The organism is Halopiger goleimassiliensis, from assembly GCF_000455345.1.
GTDB classification, from domain to species: Archaea; Halobacteriota; Halobacteria; order Halobacteriales; family Natrialbaceae; genus Halopiger_A; species Halopiger_A goleimassiliensis.
The window spans coordinates 669585-685913 of the sequence record NZ_HG315690.1; the positions used below are offsets into that span (position 1 = coordinate 669585).

Below are 16329 nucleotides of genomic sequence, written 5' to 3' on the forward strand. Positions count from 1 at the left end.
CCCACTCGATGTCCCGTTCGGACCGAACTGACGACGACTCGACCGCAGTGCTCTCCGCGCTGGGAAACAAGTACAGCGCGGAGATTCTGTGTGCAGCTGGCACCCCGAAATCAGCGCAGACGCTGAGCGAGGACATCGAGATCCCGATCGCGACCTGTTATCGACGGATCGAAGAACTCGTTGACGCGGGGCTGTTGACCTGTGAGGGGCGGCGGGTGTCCGACGAGGGGCGTCGGACCAACATCTATCGGCGAACCCTAGACGAGATCGAGGTCGACTTCACCGGTGATGCGCCGCGATTCTCCCAGAAGCGACGTACCGAGGCGAAGAACAAACTTCAGGACCAACTGCAGGACTGAGTTTTCGATCGGCCGCTCTTCCCTCCGTCCTCCTCTGTTCGTCCTCTCCTCTTCGGACCACCGGTTGCCCCACTGGCTGTTGCTGGGAACGGTCCACCCTGAACGCCCTCTCGGACGGGAGATCCGATCCGCTGGAGAGCACTGTCTTCGTTCGACCATCTTTAAGTATTCTCGAGAGAATACCCGAGTATGACGAATTCTACCGCTCCCCGAAATCACGAGCGAACTACGGACGTGGCAACGGAAACGACTTCTCCGACCGTCGGAACGCATCGACGACTTCGAATCGGCCACGACCGTCCGATCAGGATCAGTACTGGCCATCGACTTCTGCATCACGACGGTAAATGTGCCCGTCCACACGGACACAACTACGAGATCGCCGTTACCGTCGAGGGAGAACTAACCGCTGAGGGGTGGGTCGCCGACAAAGGAGATATTACCCAGATAATCGAGGAGTGGGATCACGTGTTCCTCCTCGAGGCCGGCGATCCGCTCGTCGAGGCGTTCGAGGCCGCGGGCGACGCCGACGGCGTCGTCGTGCTCGAGGAGCCGCCGACTGCCGAGGTGATGAGCGTCGTTCTGGAGGAAAAGCTCCGGAAAGCCCTCCCCGAAACCGTCACCGAGGTTCGGGTTCAGGTCAGCGAGACCAGCGAACTCTGCGGGGGTGGCGCGATCTGAGATGCCGGTCTCCGAATCGATCGATCGGACGGACGCCGACGGCGAGACCCTCCCGATCAACGAACTGTTCTACTCGCTACAAGGGGAGGGAACCCTCGCCGGCGTTCCGTCGGTATTCGTCCGCACGAGCGGCTGTAACCTCCGATGCTGGTTCTGCGACTCCTACAACACCTCGTGGGAACCGACCCACGCCCGGATGGATCTCGAGGAGATCGTCGACGAGATCGAAGGCTACGACGCCGACCACGTCGTCCTCACCGGCGGGGAACCCCTGGTTCACGAGCGCAGCGTTGCCCTGCTCGAGACCCTCGCGGACCGCGGCTATCACGTGACCGTCGAGACCAACGGGACGATCTACCGGGATGCGCCGATCGACCTGGCGTCGATCAGCCCGAAGTTGGCCAGCAGCACGCCGACCCCCGATCGCGCGCCCGACGGCGCGGAACCCGGACAGTGGGAACGTCGCCACGAACGCGACCGGATCGACCTCGAGGCCCTCGCGAAACTGGTCGAGTCGTACCCGTTCCAGTTGAAGTTCGTCGTCACCGACGAGGCGGACGTAACGGAGATCGAGGCGCTGTTGGCGGACCTCCGGGGAGTCACCGACGAATCGATCCGAAACGAGGACGTCCTGCTGATGCCGGAAGGCGCGACGCGAGAGGCACTCGCGGAGACGCGAACGCGCGTCGCGGACCTCGCGCTGGACCGGGGGTACCGGTACACGCCACGCCTGCACGTCGACCTCTGGAACGACGCGCCGGAAACCTGATCGACCGACGATTCCCGACGACGCCACGATAAACCACTATCCGCGATACGAAACCATGACCGACGACTACGACCCCACGACGAGCGAATCGACTTCAGAACGTGCCACGCGTCCCGAAACCGGAGGATCAGATCAATCAGACAGCGCAGTCGTCCTGCTCTCCGGCGGCATGGACAGCGCGACCGCGGCCTACGAGGCACGTGACCGGGGCTACGACCTCTACGCGCTGCATACCTCCTACGGGCAGCGGACCGCCGACCGCGAACTCGAGTGTGCCCGACGACTGGCCGACGAACTCGACGTCACGGAGTTCCTGCGAATCGAAACCGACCACCTCGCGGCCATCGGAGCCTCGAGTCTCACGGAGGAGGAGATCGCCGTCGAGGACGCCGACCTCGAGAGCGACGAGGTCCCGTCGTCGTACGTCCCCTTCCGGAACGCGAACCTGCTGTCGATGGCCGTTTCATACGCGGAGGCCAACGGCTGTAACGCCGTCTTCATCGGTGCTCACAGCGAGGACTTCTCCGGCTATCCGGACTGTCGACCCGAGTTCTTCGAGGCGTTCGAACGGGTCGTCGACGTCGGCACGAAACCCGACACCGAGATTTCGATCGAAGCACCGTTCGTCGAGGCCTCGAAGACGGACATCGCCGCCCGCGGCGTCGAACTCGAGGTCCCCTACCAACACACCTGGAGCTGTTATCGCGACGAAGCCCCGGCCTGTGGCACCTGCGACGCGTGTGCGTTCCGCCTGCAGGCGTTCCAGCGCATCGGCGTCCGGGATCCGATCGAGTACGCCGAGCGACCGAGTTACGTGGAGGACTGACGACGAGGGTCGGGCGGTTGCGTGCCGCGAGCGTCCCGCTCGAGGAAACGTTCAACACACGCGTCGTCGTATCGGTCGACGATGGTCCGGTTCCCCCGCTGGTGGTTCCGCGACGCCGACGGTGAGTGGACGATCCCATCCGGTCGACGCGGGGAACTTCTCGTTCTGCTGATCGGCCTCCCGGCGTTCGCCGGGTTCGTCTCCGCCGAGAGCGGACTTCCGACCGTCGGTAATCGATGGCCGATCGTCGCCGCTGGCGTCTGGTGTGGCTTCCTGTACGCTTCCCGCATGCGGGACCGGCTCGCCGAACGCTTCCCGAACGTGGACGTCTGGACGGTCGTCTCGGTAGTGGTCGGGGGAATGGGACTCTCCGTGCTGGAGCTCCTGCCGACCTCGGGCACGACGACGATAGCGATCCTCTCGACGAGTGGGACCGTCCTCGCAATCTACCTCCTCCGGGCAGCATCGCCGCTGCACGACGGTCTCGCACCGCCGGCCCGCGGTGTCGAGCCGCCGACCGACATCGAATCCGGCCGTCGGTGAGGCTCCGGGTCGTCACCAGGCCGCTTCGAGAACGTCCTCGATCTCGTCGACGGTGGGCTCGAGTCCCGGCGGCGCGTTCGTCACGAGCCGATCGGCCAGGATCGTCTCCGCGACCTCGGTGAAGGCCGCTGGCTCGGGGCCGTCCACGTCCCGGAGACGGGTCGGTACGTCGAGCGCGTTCCGGACCTCGCGGACGCGTTCGACGATCGCTTCACCCGGATCGTCGGCCTCGCCGACTCCGAGCGCGTCGGCCAGCAGCTCTCGCCGCACGGACGCGTCGCTCCCGAGCAGATACTCGAGCACGTGCGGGACGACCACAGCGTGGGCTGCCCCCTGCTGGACGTCGTAGCCCTCGGTCAGCCCGTGCCCGAACGCGTGGACGATCGAGAGCGTCGACTCGTCGGGTCTCGAGATGCCGAACTGGACGAGGACGAGTCCCTCGAGGATCGTCGCGACCGTCTCCGCGTCGCGCTCGCCCGCACCGAAGGCCTCGAGGCCGTCGGCCAGGACGCCCAGCCCGCGGGCGGCGGTCGCGTCGGTCACCGGCGTCGCGGTGGCCGCGTAGATCGTTTCGATCCCCTTGTCGAACCCGTTCATGGCCGACCCGGCGAGGACCGGCTCCGGCGTCGTCGCGACGATATCGGGGTCGTAGAACGCGGCCGCGGGCATCAACGACGGGTGGAAGACGCCCCCGCCGACGTGAGCGTCGACGAACCCGGATTCGGGTCCGGCGGTAATCCCGGCGGCGTTCGAGAGGTCGGCCCCCGCGAGCGTGGTCGGAATCGTGACGATCGGAACTACGCCCTCCTCGGGGACGTCGATCGTCCCCGTCTCGGCGAACGCCTCGTAGATCGACTCGCGGTCGCGGTCGGTCGCTGCGAGCACGCCGGCGACCGTCGCCACGTCGAGGCTACTCCCGCCTCCCACGGCTACCAGGACGTCAGCGCCCTCGTGCTCGAGGCGCTCGCACGCGTCGAACGCCGTCGCGAGCCGTTTCTCCGGCGTCGTCTCGTCGAAGACGCCGACGAGTCGGTCGCCCAGTCCGTCCGTGACGGGATCGATGACGGCGGGCGTCGAGCCGACCGTCGACCCGCAGACGACGAGCGCGCGCTCGAGGCCGTGGCGCTCGAGTTCGGTCGCGAGGTCCGCCACACAGCCGGGACCGAACCGGATCGTCGGAACGTCGTAGGCGAATCGAAACGAGGGGTCGCGATCGCTCGAGAACGGCTGTGTCATGCCCCATCCTTCGGTCGGCCGGAAGATAAAACGAGCGTGGGCGTCGGGGCGGCCGACCGGCTCCGTCACGTCCGTCGTCCCCGCCGTGATTCCCGACCCGCGGGAACCGCTCTGGGGATTTCCAACGGTCGAGGACGTAGCCGCTAGTGGAGGTGAGACCTATGCTCGACTACTACGACGCGATCATCGTGGCCATCGCCGCCAGCCTGGCCGCCGGGATCGCGTTGGGGCGCGTGACGTCCGTGGGGGTGCAGACAGGGGTCGTACTCGGTTCCCTCGCCGCCACCGGATTCGTCTACCACGCGCTGTTTCGCAACCCGCCGCTTCCCCGGACGAATCCCCGGGCCGTCGCGGTTGCGATCGTCTGGCACGCCGGGCTGATCGGCCTGCTGGGCGCGGTCGTGCTCGGCTAACGACGGCCGAGTCGGTGAACGGTGCGACCGAGTCGGAAGTCCGACGCGAGGCGTCGATCTGATACTCGTGGACGACGAATTATCGAGACGTATGTCCGACCAGAACGCAGTGGCCACGTTCGAGCAGGTCGCGGACGTCGGAGCGACCCAACCCACGCTCATCGAGGGACTCCCCGGACACGGTCTCGTCGCGGCGATCGCCGTCGATCAGATCACCGAGCAACTCGACCTCGAGCACTACGGGAACGTCGCTGCCGACGCGTTCCCGCCGGTCGTCACGTTCGAAGACGGTCTCGTCCAGGATCTGGTCCGGGTGTACGCGGGTACCGATCCGGACGTGCTGACCCTCGAGAGCGACCTCCCGTTGCCCCAGGCGGCCCACGAACCCCTCGCGAACTGCGTGCTCGAGGACCTCGCGGACGAGTTCGAACGGGCGATCTTCCTCGCGGGCGCGCCGGCCCAGTCCGAGGAGGAAATCGGCGACGTGACCGGCGTGGCGACGACCGACGCGATCAAGGCGGAGCTCCGGGAGGCCGGCATCGAGGTCCCCGAGGAACCCGGCCTCGTCGGCGGTATCACCGGCGCTCTCGTCCGGGAGTGTTATCAGGCCGACGTTCCGGCCGCTCTGCTCATCGTCCGCTCGCATCCGTATCTCCCAGACCCACAGGCCGCGAAATCGGTCATCGAGAACGCGCTCGAGCCCCTCGTCGAGTTCGATATCGACACGACGGCTCTGGACGAACAGGCCGAGGAGATCCGACAGCGGATGCAGCAGGTCGCCCAGCAGTACCAGCAGATGGCCGAAGAGCAAAGCGAGCAACAGCAGGTCCAGACCGGCATGTTCCAGTGACAGTCGGTCCGATCCGGGCCGAGTCGGCAGTTCCGGGAGGGTTCGAGAGCGCGGTTCGTCGACCGGGTAGCGAAAGCGGATCGTCGTGCGCACGGGCCCGCTCGGATCTGCGGAGCGTCGCCAGTCGTCACGACAGTTCCGCTCGTTCTCGTAGATGGATGCCGGTCCTAGTACTATCAGTCCGTCCGTCGTTCGTCCGTCGATGCGATACCTCGAGATCACCGTCCCGTCGAACCGACGGCGGACAGTGCTGGACGTGCTCGACGGCGAGGGAATCGAGTACGTGGTCACCGACGAGGCGACCGGCTCCGGAATCGACGACGCGACAGTGGTCCGCTTCCCGTTGCCGACGCGGGCCGTCGAGTCGGTACTAGATCGGCTGGCAGACGCCGGTCTCGAGGACGCCAGAGTCGTCGTCATCGACGCCCAGACGGTCGTCTCGAAACAGTTCGACGAATTGCTCGACCAGTACAGCCACGGCGGGACGCGCGGGGCACGGACCTCGAGACAGGTGTTGCGGACGAAAGCCGACGAGTTCACCCCCTCGGTGTCGATTTACCTCGTGATGCTGTTGATTAGCGCGGTCGTCGCCACCGCGGGGTTACTGTCGGACTCGCCCGCCGTCGTCGTCGGCTCGATGGTGATCGCACCGCTTCTCGGGCCTGCACTGGCGGCGAGCGTTGGCATCGTCACCGGCGACGACGACCTCCGGGCGACGGGATTTCGGTACCAGACGATCGGCGTCGTCGTCGTGATCGTCGCTTCGATCGGACTGGCGACGCTCGCGCGACTGGGCGGGTTCGAACCCGGCGGCGTCGACATCGTCGTCGTCGCCGAACTCGAGGAACGAGTGTCGCCGAACCTGCTGTCGATTATGGTCGCGCTCGGTGCCGGCGTCGCGGGGATCCTGAGTCTCACGCGTGGCTTCTCCGAGGCCATCGTCGGCGTGATGATCGCCGCCGCGTTGATCCCGCCCGCGGCAGCCGTCGGCATCACGACGGCCTGGGGGATGTACGGCGCGGCACTGGGCGCTTTCGTCCTCGTCGTCGTCAACGTCCTCTCGATCAACTTCGCGGCGCTGCTTACGCTCTGGATCGCCGGCTACAGGCCCCAGGGGCTGTTCGACGTACCACCGACGCGGAAGCCGACCTACGCCTACGGGGCGATATTCGGCATCGTGCTCCTGTTGCTGGCCGCTCCCCTCGCGGGCGTCACTCTAGTCGAGTTCCAGGCGACGCAACTGTCGTCGACGGCCAACGAGGCGGTCGACGACGCCCTTACCGAACCCGCTTACGCCGACCTCGAGCGCGAGTCGGTCGAGGTAACGCTGGACGACGACTACCCGTTGCGGTCGATAGACCAGGTCGTCGTGACGGTTTCAGGAGCCGACCCCGGGAACGACCCGGGCCTCTCCGAACGGATCCACGACGAGCTCGCGGCGACCGCCGACGAACCGGTCGCCGTCGAGGTCCGGTACGTCCTGGCAGAGGACACCGGTCTCGACGCCGACGACGAGCCGTCGACCGCGTCGGTCGGGTCTCGAAACGTCAGACCCGGGACTGCCATCGTACCGACGCTTGAGGCGACGACCTAACTCCTGGCCTTCGCCGACGCCTGTAGGTGGCCACCAACGTGAGGACGGGTGGTAGCCGCGGACGCTTGCGCCAGTGTGGAACGAGCCCGCGAAGTTATTGCACGCGGGGCCGATCCCCACACCATGACGTTCGTCGTTCCGTTCGATGGATCCGAGCTCTCGGAGGCGGCCCTCGTCCGGGCCGTGGAGTACGGGACCGCGCTCGAGGAACCGGTGACTGCCGTAACCGTCGTTCCCGAACGGAAACGGTACGCTCGAGAGAAGGGCTGGATCGGGGCGGACGAACCGTTCGACGTCGACGCCGTCGTCGACGGGCTCCGGGAACGGGTCCACGAGCTGGCACCCGACGCCGAGTTCGACGTCGAGCGGATCCGGGAGTTCCCGCCGGAGGATCGACTCGCAGACCACGTCGAACGGCTGGCGCGACGCCACGACCCGGACGTCCTCTTTCTGGGCAGCGACAACGTCGGCCGCGTGGTGACGCCGCTGGCCAGCGTCGGCGTCCACGTCGCCGCCGAGGAGTCGTACGACGTCTTCCTCGTCCGCCAAACCGGTCCACCACGGCTCGAGGCGATCGACCCCCACGGCGAGTTTTACGGGGAGGAGTGAGCGAGTTCCTCGACCTATCTAACGACGGCGACGGGTACCGGCGACCGACGAACGACCGTTTCGGCGACGCTGCCCAAAAGCGGCCTCGAGTCGCCCGGCCGACCGTGGCTCCCGACGACGACGGCGTCGTACTCCCCGTCTTCCGCCTCGGTGACGATCCGTCGGGCCGGTTTCCCGATCGCGATCTCGCGGTCGACGTCGCGGTCGTGGCCCGAGGCGACCCGCTCGGCCTCGTCCAGCACCTCCTCGGCGTACGATCGAGCGCGATCGCTGACCGGAACCGGCAGGCTCGGACCGCCCGCGTCGAGCCAGAACGGTTCGCCGACTGGAATCACGTAGAGGACGGTGACTGCGGCATCCGGGTACGTCTCGAAACAGAACTCGAGGGCGGCCCTCGAGAGCGGCGAGTCATCGTACGGCACGAGGATCCGATCGGCCATGCCGGTGGTACTGCACCGAACGGGAAAACCATGTGCACTGTCTAGCTCCCTGACAGTAACGTGCTCCCGCTGATCGAGGTCCGGGAACCGAGACGACGATGCGCACGCTCGAGGGCGGGACCGACGATACAACGGGGCGGTTCCGACCCCCGGCGCTGACGACCGTCATTTATGGGCAATCGCTGTGTACGGGGAGTACATGTACGATCGACTCCTGGTGCCCACGGACGGCAGTAACCACGCCGACGCTGCAGCGACGAAAGCGTTCGCTCTCGCGACCGCCATCGACGCGACGGTTCACGTGCTCTGTGTCGTCGAAACCGGGCCGCTGGGCTCGATCGATCTGCCGGGCGATACCGAAAGCGCCGAATCCGTCTTCGCGGACCGCGCACGGGGGTTCGTCGATCGGATCGCCGACCGCGGCCGGGATCGCGACGTGGCGGTGGAAACCGAGATCCGCGAGGGCGTCCCCGTCCGGGAGATCCTCGACTACGCCGACGAGATAGACGCCGACGCGATCGTGATGGGGTCCCGCGGCCGTGGCGGTATCAGCCGGATGATGCTGGGCAGCGTGACCGACGCCGTCACCCGCCACAGCGATCGGGACGTCATCGTCGTCGGTCACGGTGACGACGAGCAGCGGGCCTAACGCGGACGAACTCGAGCCGGCCACGTGGTCGCGGCAACCGGATCGTCGTCGCCGTCGAACTGTTCTCGAGGTCACCGTACAGAGCCCCCGGACGGCCCTCGATCGGACGAGTTACGCCGTTCGCTGGCTACTAACCCCTGCGGGCCGTTGGGGGAGCTATGCGCGTCGCAGTCGCCGGCACCTTCGGCCCGCTCCACGACGGTCATCGACGCCTCTTCGAACACGCCCTCGAGTTCGGCGACGACGGTATCGTCGTCGCCCTCACGAGCGACGATCTCGCCGTCGAAACTCGACACGAGCCACGTCCGATTCCGGCGCTCGAGGAGCGACGAGAGCGCGTTCGCGAGACGATTACCGATCTCGATCGGTGGGATCGAGACGTCGAGATCCGGACGCTAGCGGACGAACACGACATCGCGACCACCGACGCCTCGATCGACGCGCTCGTCGTCTCACCCGAGACGGCCGACGAACTGGTCGCGATCAACCGGAAACGGCGCGACCGCGACCTCGAGCCGCTGACCGGCATCCTCGCTCCCTACGTGCTGGCCGACGACGGTGAGCGCATCTCCTCGACCCGGATCGTCGCCGGCGAAATCGACGAACACGGTCGCGTCCTCGAGTAGCACTGCACATTAGTGAGGCAACTCGCATCGTCGAAACGACGTTTGCCGAGTGAACGACGTCGGTCCTCGAGCGGGGGATGAGCGAGCACTGGCGGTTCGCGCTGCGACAGAGGAAATCGGCAGGGGAGGCCGGACTGCGCCGAACCGTCCGGTCCCGCGAACTGATCGCACTGTTTCGCTCCGTGACACGGGGTGAACCCTCGAGATGGCGAACAGCGAGCCACGAAACTTGCGTTTCTCTTCCCGGAGCGCGTTCTCGAGCAGACGTCGTCATTGCTCCCGAAATTGCTGGTCGTGTTCGGGGCCGTCCGAGCAGTTCCGGGTGGACGTCGACACACGCGACGGCAGCGGTATACCCAGCCGCATCGGTCGCTTGGGGCTGCCGGCCCGACCGGAGCCGTTTCAGGGGATTGATTACGGTCAGGTGCCAGGTGCGGACGATGAGTATCCCGTCGTTCGCTATCGGTATCGCCGGCGGCACCGGGGCCGGGAAGACGACGGTCGCGCGAAACGTCGCCGAGGCCGTCGGCGAACCTGTCACGCGCATTCCGCTGGACAACTACTACGAGGACCTCTCGCATCTCGCGTACGAGGAGCGCACGGACGTCAACTACGACCATCCCGACGCCTTCGAGTGGGACCTCCTGCGCGAGCACCTCGATGCGCTGCTGATGGGCCAACCGATCGAGATGCCCCAGTACGACTTCGAGATCCACAACCGAAAGGACGAACGCGTCACCGTCGAACCCACCGACGTGATCGTTCTCGAGGGCATCCTCGCGCTGTACGACGAGCGCATCCGCGAGATGCTCGACCTCCGGGTGTACGTGATGACCGACGCCGACGTCCGGATCCTCCGGCGGATCGAACGCGACGTCGTCGAGCGCGGGCGCGAACTCGAGGGCGTCATCGACCAGTACCTCGAGACGGTCAAACCGATGCACGAACGGTTCGTCGCCCCGACGCGCAAGAACGCCGACGTCATCATCCCCGAAGGCGCGAATCGGATGGCCGTCGACCTGCTGATCGACAAGATCGAGGCCGAACTCGAAGAGGACGGACCGCCGCTCGAGGGCGACGGGCGACCGGACCTCGAGCGCGAGGAGACCGATCGCGAGCGAACCGATCGGAAACTCTCCCCCGATTCGTCGGCGAGCGAGTGAGCGACGGCCGTGACGGCTCGTCGCCATCGATCGGAGACCGCCGGTACTGCGGTCTAAAACAACGAGAGATCGCCCGTCACCCGATCGACGCGATCGTCGGCCCCCGGACCGACGGCGAGCGCGGTGACGGTGCCGGGCTCGAGCTGGGTGTGTCCGGCGTCGCGAACGACCGCGTTCGGGAGTCCCTCGCGGTCGGCGATCGTGGCCAGTTCGTGGAGTTGCCGTTCGCTCTCGCCTTTCAGGACGACCTTCTTCTGCCCGCCCTGTTTCCACTGCGTCCGACGCTGGTCGTCGGCCTTCTCGTAGGCGGACAGCGACGCGTGGGCGACCTGTGCGGCCAGTTTGCCCTGTCCCATCCCGATATCCGTGCGGGCGACGATGGCCTGTTTCATACGCCGGTAGTTGCGGGCGATCGGTAAAGCGTCGGCGATCCGCCGGTAACGTCACGCCTTTTTACCCCGAATCGCAACTGGGAGGTATGAAATTTACGCGACGGTCGTTTCTCGGCACCGCGGCCGCTACCGGCGTCGGGGCCGCCGGTGCTGGCTGTCTGGGAGGTAGCGACGCCCCGAATCCACCCGTCAACGGTGATCCGGACGCCGACGTCACGGTGACCGTCTACGAGGACTTCGCCTGTCCGCACTGCCTGCAGTTCAAACTCGGCGTTTACCCCGTTCTCGAGGAGCAGTTCCTGAATTCGGGAGAGATCCGCTACGAGTTCCGTGACTACCCGGTTCCGGTCGACCGCACCTGGTCGTGGGCGGTGGGAAGCGCCGCGCGCGAGGTCTACGAAACCGAAGGCAACGACGCGTTCTGGTCGTTCGCATCGGAGATATACAAGTACCAGATGTCATATAACTTCGAAACCATCGCTACCGTCGCCGACGAAGTCGGCGCGGACGGGGAGTCGGTTCGCGAGGCCGCCGAGGAGGACCGCCATCGGTCGACGCTCGAAGACAACAAGTCCCACGGTCAGGGAAACGGCGTTCAGGGCACGCCGTCGGTTCTCGTCGACGGCGAACTCGTCGAGTTCGTGGGGGAGGGAAGCTACCAGCAGGTGGCCCTTCAGCGGACGGTACAGGCGATCGAAGACGCCCTCGAGTGACGCGACCGGTAGGAGTGCGTTCCAGGGCGGTCAGTGGACGATTCCGTCGAGTCCGAATTCGTGCTCCGTTCGCTGGGCCTCCGGCCCCGCCTCGACGATGGTCGGTTCCGTTGCCGGTTCCGAGAAGCGGTCCGGGTCGGGGTCGACCCGGGTAACGACGGTCGAGAAGACCGAGCCGTGGCGGCCGTAGGCCGAGGCGATACCGCCGTACTTTCGTTCGTCGAACGGGACGTCGTCGGGATCGGGGAACTCCTGCCGGAACACGTCGGCCGCGTCCTCGAGGTAGCCGGCGGCCTCCCGTTGGGTGTACTGGCTCTCCGCGTAGTAGGTCTCGGCGTAGGCGTCGTCGCAGTCGACGCTCGAGTGTTCGGGCGACTCGTAGTGGATCGCTCCCGAGGCACAGTAGTCGCTGGCAAAGCGGATGTTCAGCGTGAAGCAGTCCGGATACCGCAGGAGCAACGGCGCGTACACCATGTCCGTGACGGTCGTCCGCTGCTGGATCCGCCAGGCCCCTTCGACGAAGTAGGCCGCGATTTCGGCGATTCGATCGTCGCGCTCGCCCCGATAGTACTCCATCGCGACCGACTCGTACTCCTCGCCGGCGATATTGCGGAGCCGTCGTTCGAAGCTCTCGGCCGCGTGTTCGAGTTCGATCTCGTGGGCAGTGAGGACGGGTACGTCCGGATCGGCCAACAGCCGTGCTTTCCGCTCGAGGGCGTCCGCCAGCGTCTGGACGTTCTCGTGGAAGGCGCGTTCGGCTTCCCGGTCGGGTAGCGGGATTCGAACGGCCTGCTGGTGGAGCACGCGTGCATCCCCGTAGAATCGCTCTTTCTGCCCACCCATGCTGTCCCTTTGGATATGGGGCCTACTAATCGATTCGGGCCGATAACCGAACATGTCGCATCGGTTTCGTTGCCGGAGTGAGAGGTCCAGCGGCGGAGACCGGATGATTTAGGATGAACCCGCTGGCTCCTACTCGGTATGATCCTCTCCGACGCGGACATCCTCGATCGGCTCGAGACGGGCGACCTCGTGATCGAGCCGCTGGACGACCCGGACCTGCAGATTCAGCCGGCCAGCGTCGATCTGCGACTCGGCCGCGAGTTCCTCGAGTTCCAGCGGACGAACATCGCCTGTATCCACCCCGACTCCGAACAGGAGGTCGACGAGTACGTCACCGAGACGGTCGTCGACGAGGACGACGAGTTCGTCCTTCACCCGGGCGACTTCGTGCTGGGGACGACTCACGAGCGCGTCGAGATTCCGCCGGACCTGATCGCCCACGTCGAGGGTCGCTCCTCGCTGGGTCGCCTCGCCGTCGTGGTCCACGCCACGGCCGGGCTCTGCGATCCGGGGTACAGAGGCCAGATCACCCTCGAGCTTTCGAATCTCGGGACCGCGCCCGTGGCGCTGACGCCCGGAATGCGGATCTCACAGCTCACCTTCACGGAACTCAAGACCGAAGCCGAACGCCCCTACGGCAGTGACCGCGGCTCGAAGTACCAGGGCCAGGAGGGGCCACAGGCCTCGCGCATCCAGAGCGACGACGAGTTCGGCGGTGACCAACTCGAGCGCGACGAGTGAGCGGCCAACGCGGGGATCCTTCTCGAGGCGCGAAGTAGCAGCCGATCACGACGTGGCGATTATGGGCTGAAGTGCCTACAGTTATCCGGTGCGGTGCCGTACGGTCGGCTACCAAATGCAATTCGTCGAAGAGATCGTCGTCGACGAGTTCCTCCCGACGGTGCGGTCGATGCTGGCGGGCGAACTCCGCGAGCGCGGACTGACCCAGAGCGAGGTCGCGGACGTCCTCGGCATCAGCCAGAGCGCCGTCTCGAAGTACGCCCACGGTGACGTGGCGACCAACGACCGGATCGCCGACGACGAGCGCGTCGAAGCCGTCGTCGGGGAACTCGCCGACGGCCTCGCAGCGGGTACGATCACGCCCGTTCAGGCGTTGATCGAGATCGAAGTGCTGATCCGCGACCTCGAGTCGGCCGGCGACCTGCTGGCGCAGTTACACGAGGAAGCGATCCCCGAACTCGCCGACCACGGCGCGAGCTTTCGGGTTCACGACCCCGAGAGCGAACTGCGGACGAGCGAGCGCGTGCTGTCGTCGCTCCGGCGCGGCCTGCGGATCCTCGAGAACGCCAGCGGCTTCGCGGACCTCATCCCGGCGGTCGGCTCGAACCTGGTCGCGTGTACGCCCGACGCCGAGGGCGTCGACGACGTGGCCGGCGTCCCGGGGCGCATCTTCGACGTCAAGGGCCAGGCAACGGTCCCGGCCGACCCGGAGTTCGGCGTCTCCGAGCACGTCGCCACCGTCCTCCTCGCGGCCCGCGAGCACGGTGGCGACGCCGGGGCGGCGATCAACGTCAGGTACGATCCGAAACTACTGGCCGAGTTGACCGAGCAGGGTCACGTGAGCGCGGAGTTCGACGAATCCGGCGACATCGCCGAGAGCGTCGCCGAGGCGCTCGAGGCCGAACCCGACGCGACGGTGCTGTACCAGACCGGCGGGATGGGTATCGAGCCGCTGATCTACGTCTTGGGTCCGGACGCCGAGTCCGTCGCGGATACGACCCGATCGCTCGTCGCCCATGGCACGTGACCGTCTCCGGGATCGCGTCGACCTCGACGACGGTGCTGCCCAGGAGTTCTACGGCCGCTGGGCCGGCCTCTACGACCTGATCGCCCGCTACACGCCCGGCGTCCCCGCGTTGCGACGCCGCGCGGCGCGGGCCTGCCGGCTCGAGCCGGGCGATACGGTCGTCGAGATGGGCTGTGGCACCGGCGCGAACCTGCCGTACCTGCGGGAGGAGGTCGGCCCCGAGGGGACGGTGATCGGGATCGACTTCACGGGTCCGGTCCTCGAGCACGCCCGCAAAGCGACGGCCGAATACGACAACGTCCACGTCGTCCGTGGCGACGCGACGCACCCGCCGCTCACGGGCGAGAACGGCCCTGTCGGTGATGGGGACGCCGACGCCGTCCTCGCGACGTTCGTCGTCGGCATGCTCGAGGAGCCTGCCGGTACGGTCGACGACTGGTGCGACCTCGTCGGTCCGGGCGGCCACGTCGTCCTCGCGAACGCCGCCCGCAGCGACGAGTGGTACGCGCCGCCGGTCAACGCCGTCTTCCGGGCGATCGTCGTCCTCTCGACGCCGCCGACGACGAAACTCCGCTACGAGAACGACCCCCACCGCCGGCTGGACGCGAAGATCGACGCCGCCCACGCGCGCCTCCGGGAACGGTCGAGTGCCGTGGCCGACGAGACCCACGTCTTCGGCGTCGTCCGACTCACCGGCGGCCGACTCGAGTGACAGCACTCGACCCCCTGCGTCCCGATCGCTGAGTCGAGCAGAAATAGTAATCCGCCGTCTCGACCCGGCTTTACCGGCGGTAGGTTACGAGGGGGACGTTCGAACGGAGGTCATCCTGCTGTTCGACCAGTAGGTCGAGATGTGGGGTTAGCTCGTCGAAACGGTGGCCCTGGGTTACGAGATCGTCGTCTCGATCCCACTCGACGAAGCCGTACGCCGTCAATTTCGGGAGGTGGACGTGGTGCATACTGAGCGAGTACTCGTCCGCGCCGGCGATCGTCCGAGAACTGGAAAGGTGTCGCTGGAGGAGGTTCTCGTTCGCTTCTGCTACCGTCCGGGAAACGCCGGACGGTTGTGGAACGCGTTGCGGACCGGAACGGAGTTGGAGGAGTAACCGCCGTCGCTGGCCGTCTGCCAACGCGTCGAATACCTCGTCGTGATTGACCATCTCATCCCCTCTACTTCATTATGGTGCCTCGTACGGGTAAATACGCCTCATTTTCACGGCTCACGGTTGTGTTGATTAACCGAGTGACTGCGTCTGCTCCGTTCAGTTCGACAGTCGACGAAACGAACGACGCACCTTCGTTGGCGAACCCGAGACGAGCGTCGACGAGGAGCTACCGCGAGGCGGACGCTTCGACGCGTTCGTACTCCCGGAACCGATCGCGCACGTCGTCGGACAGCGGCGCGGGTCCCTTCGAGTCCGGATCGACGTGTACGATCGTCGTCTCCGCCGTCGCCGCGACGCCATCGTCGACGCGGATCTCGTACGTCATCGTGCAACTCGAGTCGCCGACGTGGGTGATCCAGAGGGCGACCGTCGGTTCGTGCTCGGCGAGAATCGGTCGCTCGTAGTCGATCTCGAGGTTCGCGATGACGAAGGAGATGTCGGCGGGCGGGACGCCGAGGACCTCCTCGAGGAACTGCGTGCGGGCCGCCTCGAGATAGCTGGCGTAGACGGCGTGGTTGACGTGATCGAGGGGGTCGAGATCGCGATACCGAACCGGAACGTCGACGGTAAACGGGACACTCATCGTAGGCGGTCGAAGGGGCCTGTACCAAAAGAGCGCTCCGATCGAGGCGATCGCTTCCTCGTCGATTCGTTCGACGGCCGACCTCCCTGGGCGTCCCACATTTTTC

The 16329-nt window shown here is 66.4% G+C and carries 22 protein-coding genes; 16 read left to right on the plus strand and 6 right to left on the minus strand.

Annotation, left to right across the window (positions count from 1 at the left end; all coding sequences use genetic code 11):
• The first annotated feature begins 8 nt into the window (after nucleotides 1-8).
• The 5 genes from TX79_RS03295 to TX79_RS03315 all read left to right on the plus strand — a co-directional run bounded on the left by TX79_RS03295 (nucleotide 9) and on the right by TX79_RS03315 (nucleotide 3178).
• Nucleotides 9-359 carry a winged helix-turn-helix domain-containing protein gene (locus tag TX79_RS03295; protein WP_049925730.1) on the plus strand — a complete coding sequence of 117 codons (351 nt, stop codon included), beginning with the start codon at nucleotides 9-11 and terminating at the stop codon, nucleotides 357-359.
• A gap of 189 nt (nucleotides 360-548) precedes the next feature.
• Nucleotides 549-1040: a 6-pyruvoyl trahydropterin synthase family protein gene (locus tag TX79_RS03300; protein WP_049925731.1), complete on the plus strand. Its 492-nt coding sequence runs from the start codon at nucleotides 549-551 to the stop codon at nucleotides 1038-1040.
• Nucleotide 1041: 1 nt separating this feature from the next.
• Nucleotides 1042-1809, plus strand: coding sequence for a 7-carboxy-7-deazaguanine synthase QueE (locus TX79_RS03305; protein ID WP_049925732.1), 768 nt, complete (start codon nucleotides 1042-1044; stop codon nucleotides 1807-1809).
• Between the two features lie 55 nt (nucleotides 1810-1864).
• A complete protein-coding gene (gene queC, locus TX79_RS03310; protein ID WP_049925733.1) occupies nucleotides 1865-2635 on the plus strand; it encodes a 7-cyano-7-deazaguanine synthase QueC in 771 nt (256 codons plus the stop codon).
• A gap of 81 nt (nucleotides 2636-2716) precedes the next feature.
• The gene (locus TX79_RS03315; RefSeq protein ID WP_049925734.1) at nucleotides 2717-3178 is read left to right on the plus strand and encodes a hypothetical protein; all 462 of its coding nucleotides are present in this window, start codon (nucleotides 2717-2719) and stop codon (nucleotides 3176-3178) included.
• 12 nt (nucleotides 3179-3190) lie between these two features.
• Here the strand turns inward: TX79_RS03315 and TX79_RS03320 are convergent, their stop codons facing one another.
• On the minus strand, nucleotides 3191-4414 hold the full coding sequence (locus tag TX79_RS03320) for an iron-containing alcohol dehydrogenase family protein (RefSeq protein WP_049925735.1): 1224 nt from the start codon (nucleotides 4412-4414) through the stop codon (nucleotides 3191-3193).
• Between the two features lie 161 nt (nucleotides 4415-4575).
• On the opposite strand from TX79_RS03320, the gene TX79_RS03325 reads away from it, so the two are divergent.
• The 4 genes from TX79_RS03325 to TX79_RS03340 all read left to right on the plus strand — a co-directional run bounded on the left by TX79_RS03325 (nucleotide 4576) and on the right by TX79_RS03340 (nucleotide 7880).
• On the plus strand, nucleotides 4576-4827 hold the full coding sequence (locus TX79_RS03325) for a hypothetical protein (protein ID WP_049925736.1): 252 nt from the start codon (nucleotides 4576-4578) through the stop codon (nucleotides 4825-4827).
• A gap of 91 nt (nucleotides 4828-4918) precedes the next feature.
• On the plus strand, nucleotides 4919-5677 hold the full coding sequence (locus tag TX79_RS03330) for a proteasome assembly chaperone family protein (protein WP_049925737.1): 759 nt from the start codon (nucleotides 4919-4921) through the stop codon (nucleotides 5675-5677).
• 202 nt (nucleotides 5678-5879) lie between these two features.
• Entirely contained in the window at nucleotides 5880-7271 is a 1392-nt protein-coding gene (locus tag TX79_RS03335; protein WP_081655476.1) for a TIGR00341 family protein, read from the plus strand.
• A gap of 123 nt (nucleotides 7272-7394) precedes the next feature.
• Nucleotides 7395-7880, plus strand: a complete 486-nt coding sequence (locus tag TX79_RS03340; protein WP_049925738.1) for a universal stress protein — start codon at nucleotides 7395-7397, stop codon at nucleotides 7878-7880.
• A gap of 14 nt (nucleotides 7881-7894) precedes the next feature.
• Here TX79_RS03340 and TX79_RS03345 read toward each other — a convergent pair whose 3' ends face one another.
• Nucleotides 7895-8320, minus strand: a complete 426-nt coding sequence (locus TX79_RS03345; RefSeq protein WP_049925739.1) for a universal stress protein — start codon at nucleotides 8318-8320, stop codon at nucleotides 7895-7897.
• Between the two features lie 199 nt (nucleotides 8321-8519).
• Between TX79_RS03345 and TX79_RS03350 the strand changes: the two genes are divergently transcribed.
• The 3 genes from TX79_RS03350 to udk all read left to right on the plus strand — a co-directional run bounded on the left by TX79_RS03350 (nucleotide 8520) and on the right by udk (nucleotide 10758).
• The gene (locus TX79_RS03350; protein WP_049928257.1) at nucleotides 8520-8969 is read left to right on the plus strand and encodes a universal stress protein; all 450 of its coding nucleotides are present in this window, start codon (nucleotides 8520-8522) and stop codon (nucleotides 8967-8969) included.
• Between the two features lie 158 nt (nucleotides 8970-9127).
• Nucleotides 9128-9595 carry a phosphopantetheine adenylyltransferase gene (locus TX79_RS03355; protein ID WP_049925740.1) on the plus strand — a complete coding sequence of 156 codons (468 nt, stop codon included), beginning with the start codon at nucleotides 9128-9130 and terminating at the stop codon, nucleotides 9593-9595.
• Nucleotides 9596-10035: 440 nt separating this feature from the next.
• Nucleotides 10036-10758 carry a uridine kinase gene (gene udk, locus TX79_RS03360; RefSeq protein ID WP_049925741.1) on the plus strand — a complete coding sequence of 241 codons (723 nt, stop codon included), beginning with the start codon at nucleotides 10036-10038 and terminating at the stop codon, nucleotides 10756-10758.
• Between the two features lie 53 nt (nucleotides 10759-10811).
• Here the strand turns inward: udk and pth2 are convergent, their stop codons facing one another.
• Nucleotides 10812-11150 (minus strand): peptidyl-tRNA hydrolase Pth2, encoded by a 339-nt coding sequence (pth2, locus tag TX79_RS03365; protein ID WP_049925742.1) that lies wholly within the window; start codon nucleotides 11148-11150, stop codon nucleotides 10812-10814.
• Between the two features lie 86 nt (nucleotides 11151-11236).
• On the opposite strand from pth2, the gene TX79_RS03370 reads away from it, so the two are divergent.
• On the plus strand, nucleotides 11237-11863 hold the full coding sequence (locus tag TX79_RS03370) for a DsbA family protein (RefSeq protein ID WP_049925743.1): 627 nt from the start codon (nucleotides 11237-11239) through the stop codon (nucleotides 11861-11863).
• 30 nt (nucleotides 11864-11893) lie between these two features.
• Here TX79_RS03370 and TX79_RS03375 read toward each other — a convergent pair whose 3' ends face one another.
• Nucleotides 11894-12706 (minus strand): hypothetical protein, encoded by an 813-nt coding sequence (locus TX79_RS03375; RefSeq protein ID WP_049925744.1) that lies wholly within the window; start codon nucleotides 12704-12706, stop codon nucleotides 11894-11896.
• A 138-nt stretch (nucleotides 12707-12844) separates the two neighbouring features.
• Between TX79_RS03375 and dcd the strand changes: the two genes are divergently transcribed.
• From dcd to TX79_RS03390, 3 genes are all read left to right on the plus strand, one after another.
• Complete coding sequence (dcd, locus tag TX79_RS03380; protein ID WP_049925745.1) at nucleotides 12845-13447, plus strand: dCTP deaminase; 603 nt, start codon at nucleotides 12845-12847, stop codon at nucleotides 13445-13447.
• A gap of 115 nt (nucleotides 13448-13562) precedes the next feature.
• Nucleotides 13563-14474: a thiamine-phosphate synthase family protein gene (locus TX79_RS03385; RefSeq protein ID WP_049925746.1), complete on the plus strand. Its 912-nt coding sequence runs from the start codon at nucleotides 13563-13565 to the stop codon at nucleotides 14472-14474.
• Complete coding sequence (locus tag TX79_RS03390) at nucleotides 14464-15186, plus strand: class I SAM-dependent methyltransferase (protein WP_049925747.1); 723 nt, start codon at nucleotides 14464-14466, stop codon at nucleotides 15184-15186. Before TX79_RS03385 ends, TX79_RS03390 begins: the two co-directional genes overlap by 11 nt.
• Before the next feature lie 70 nt (nucleotides 15187-15256).
• On the opposite strand, the gene TX79_RS03395 is transcribed toward TX79_RS03390, so the two are convergent.
• Nucleotides 15257-15634 (minus strand): DUF7344 domain-containing protein, encoded by a 378-nt coding sequence (locus TX79_RS03395; protein ID WP_049925748.1) that lies wholly within the window; start codon nucleotides 15632-15634, stop codon nucleotides 15257-15259.
• 172 nt (nucleotides 15635-15806) lie between these two features.
• Nucleotides 15807-16223, minus strand: a complete 417-nt coding sequence (locus TX79_RS03400; RefSeq protein WP_049925749.1) for an acyl-CoA thioesterase — start codon at nucleotides 16221-16223, stop codon at nucleotides 15807-15809.
• Nucleotides 16224-16329 lie beyond the last annotated feature (106 nt).